Origin of the sequence: Exiguobacterium sp. s168 (assembly GCF_018619035.1) — a bacterium.
Taxonomy (GTDB): Bacteria; Bacillota; Bacilli; order Exiguobacteriales; family Exiguobacteriaceae; genus Exiguobacterium_A; species Exiguobacterium_A acetylicum.
The window spans coordinates 1-427 of the sequence record NZ_JACSNE010000069.1 but is presented as its reverse complement, the minus strand read 5'-3'; the positions used below and the strand labels follow the sequence as shown (position 1 = coordinate 427).

1 protein-coding gene is annotated in these 427 nt (G+C 49.4%); it reads left to right on the top strand.

Annotated features, from left to right (window positions below):
- Positions 1-427: IS30 family transposase (locus KNQ15_RS16660; protein WP_214730125.1), on the top strand; the 427-nt coding region annotated here is incomplete at both ends.

The window sequence follows — 427 nt, the reverse complement described above, 5'->3', positions numbered from 1 at the left end:
AACAGGGACCATCGTACAGTACAATCTATCGATGGATATATAAAGGATTCATCAAGAGCGATTTAGGCGTTTTACGACAAAAAGGAAAGCGCCAAAAGCCACGTGAGACAAGAGGTCGCTTCAACATCGGGCTTCCGATCAGTAAACGTCCGTCGGACGTCCGGGGTCGAGAGACGTTCGGGCACTGGGAGTTGGATACTGTTGTATCAGGACGAGGACAGACAAAGGCATGTGTCGCGACATTCATCGAACGTAAAAGTCGGTTCTATATCGTACTACCGATGGTCGATCGTTCTTCTCACTCGATGGAACACGCCATCCGAACGCTTTATTCTTCTTTCCCATCGGGAACGTTTCAAACCATGACGACGGATCGCGGTAAGGAGTTCAGCTGTCACGAACGGATACAGGACTCTCTTGGTATCCC